The organism is Phenylobacterium sp., assembly GCF_013822795.1.
Classification (GTDB): domain Bacteria; phylum Pseudomonadota; class Alphaproteobacteria; order Caulobacterales; family Caulobacteraceae; genus Phenylobacterium.
On sequence record NZ_PNLB01000039.1, the window covers coordinates 1 to 2,492 of the forward strand.

At 68.4% G+C, this 2,492-nt stretch carries 3 protein-coding genes; all 3 read left to right on the forward strand.

The annotated features are described in order from the left end of the window. The first annotated feature begins 6 nt into the window (after nt 1-6). Nucleotides 7-1,983, forward strand: coding sequence for an acetyl/propionyl/methylcrotonyl-CoA carboxylase subunit alpha (locus C0481_RS21755; RefSeq protein WP_293407834.1), 1,977 nt, complete (start codon nt 7-9; stop codon nt 1,981-1,983). Next, nucleotides 1,983-2,396, forward strand: a complete 414-nt coding sequence (locus C0481_RS21760; protein WP_293407833.1) for a MerR family transcriptional regulator — start codon at nt 1,983-1,985, stop codon at nt 2,394-2,396. The genes C0481_RS21755 and C0481_RS21760 overlap by 1 nt, the downstream gene beginning before the upstream one ends. Beyond that, a partial coding sequence (locus C0481_RS21765; protein WP_293407835.1) for a hypothetical protein occupies nt 2,393-2,492 on the forward strand: 100 nt, incomplete at its 3' end. The genes C0481_RS21760 and C0481_RS21765, both read left to right, overlap by 4 nt.

A 2,492-nucleotide genomic window follows, 5' to 3' on the forward strand; every position in this document is an offset into this window, starting at 1 on the left:
CGCTTAATGTTCACGAAAATCCTGATCGCCAACCGCGGCGAGATCGCGGTTCGCATCATCAAGACCTGCCGCCGGATGGGCATCGCCACGGTGGTCGTCTACTCCGAGGCCGACGCCGACTCGATGGCCGTCGAGATGGCCGACGAGAGCGTCTTCATCGGCGGCTCGCCCGCCGCCGAGAGCTATCTGGTCGCCGACAAGATCGTCGCCGCCTGCCGCGCCACCGGCGCCCAGGCCGTTCACCCCGGCTTCGGCTTCCTCTCTGAGAACGCCGGCTTCGCCAAGCGGCTGGCCGACGAGGGCCTCGTCTTCATCGGTCCCAACCCCAAGGCCATCGAGGCCATGGGCGACAAGATCGAGAGCAAGAAGTTCGCCGCCAAGGCCGGCGTCTCCACCGTACCGGGCCACGTCGGCGAGATCGACGACGTCGCCCACGCCCTGAAGATCGCCGGCGAGATCGGCTATCCGGTGATGATCAAGGCCAGCGCCGGCGGCGGTGGCAAGGGCATCCGCGTCGCCTGGAACGAGAAGGACGTCGAAGAAGGCTTCCCGGCCGTCCGCGCCGAGGCCAAGGCCAGCTTCGGCGACGACCGGATCTTCATCGAGAAGTTCATCGAAAGCCCGCGCCACATCGAGATCCAGGTGCTGGGCGACAAGCACGGCAATGTGGTCCACCTGTTCGAGCGCGAATGCTCGATCCAGCGCCGCAATCAGAAGGTCATCGAGGAGGCTCCCTCCCCGCTGCTGGACGAAGCCACCCGCGCGGCCATGGGCGCGCAGGCTGTCGCCCTGGCCCAGGCCGTGAACTACGACAGCGCCGGCACCGTCGAGTTCGTCGCCGGCCAGGACAAGAGCTTCTTCTTCCTGGAGATGAACACCCGCCTGCAGGTCGAGCACCCGGTCACCGAACTGATCACCGGCGTCGATCTGGTCGAGCAGATGATCCGCGTCGCCTACGGCGAGAAGCTGGCCTTCCAGCAGTCGGACCTCGCCATCAACGGCTGGGCCATCGAGAGCCGGATCTACGCCGAGGACCCCTATCGCGGCTTCCTGCCGTCGATCGGCCGCCTGGTCCGCTATTCGCCGCCGCACGAAGGCGACGCCGGCGCCGCCAAGGTCCGCAACGATGCGGGCGTACGCGAAGGCGACGAGATCTCGATGTTCTACGACCCGATGATCTCCAAGCTCTCGACCTGGGGCCCAGACCGCAAGGGCGCCATCGCCGCGATGGGCCGCGCGCTCGAGGACTTCCACATCGAAGGCCTGGGTCAGAACATCCCGTTCCTGGCCGCGGTCATGGACCAGGAGCGCTTCGTCTCCGGCAAGCTCTCGACCAACTACATCAAGGACGAGTTCCCTGACGGCTTCCGCGGCGTCGAGCCGACCGCCGCGCAGCGCGACCTGATGGCCGCCACGGCCTGCGCCATGCATCGCCGCCTGACCGCCCGCTCGGCCCCGCAACTGGTGCGGGACGAATGGGTGGTGGTCGCCGGCGAGGACCATCGCAAGGTCCGGGTCGCCAACGGCGGCGACCATGTCTCCCTCACCTTCGAGGACGGCCGTACCGTCCAGCTCACCGAGATCAACTGGCGTCCGGGTTTGCCGCTGTTCAAGGCCAAGCTGGACGGCCGCCCATTCACCGCCAGCGTCAGGCCGGCGGCGGAAGGCTTCCAGATCCGCCACCGCGCCGCCCTCGCCCACGTGCTGGTGCTGACGCCGCGCTCGGCCGAGCTGCACCAGAAGCTGCCGCCCAAGAAGGCGGCCGACACCTCGAAGATGATCCTCTCGCCCATGCCCGGGCTCGTCGTCAGCCTCGACGTCGAACCGGGCCAGACTGTCCAGGCCGGACAGGCCGTCGCCGTCGTCGAAGCCATGAAGATGCAGAACATCATCCGGGCCGAGCGCGAGGGCGTGGTCAAGACGGTCGGTCCCAAGGCCGGCGACTCTGTGGCCGCCGACGAAGTCCTCGTGGAGTTCGCGTGATGCAGATGAAATCCCCCAGCGACGCCGAGAGCATCCCGCTCGGCGAGGTGATGCGCCGTCTCGACCTGACGGCCCGGGCGATCCGCTACTATGAGGAGCTGGGCTTGGTCCGCGCCCGGCGCGACCATCTCAACCGCCGCCGCTACGACCAGGACGCCCTGGCTCGCCTGGGCGCCATCGCCGAGTTCCGGCGCGCCGGCCTGTCGCTCGACGACATCGCCAGCATTCTCAGCCGCCAGGACGCCGGCGGCGACCACAGCGCGCACATCGACTATGCGGTCTCGCGCCTCTCCGAGCGCCTGAAGGTGCTGGAGCAGGAACGCCGCGAGGCAGAGGCCGCGCTCAGCGCCCTGCTCGTCCATCGCCAGACCGCGCCCTGGCCGGCGCTCTCGGTGCTGGAGCTGCGCGCATGATGCTCGATCCCGCAGAGCCGCGTCACGACTGGACGCTGGCCGAGGTCGAAGGCCTGTTCGAGCTGCCGTTCATGGAGCTGGTGTTCCAGGCCGCAG

Excerpts from the sequence above, each read along its gene's own strand:
- C0481_RS21755 (WP_293407834.1), top strand. The coding sequence starts at position 7 with ATGTTCACGAAAATCCTGATCGCCAACCGCGGCGAGATCGCGGTTCGC.
- C0481_RS21760 (WP_293407833.1), top strand. The coding sequence starts at position 1,983 with ATGCAGATGAAATCCCCCAGCGACGCCGAGAGCATCCCGCTCGGCGAG.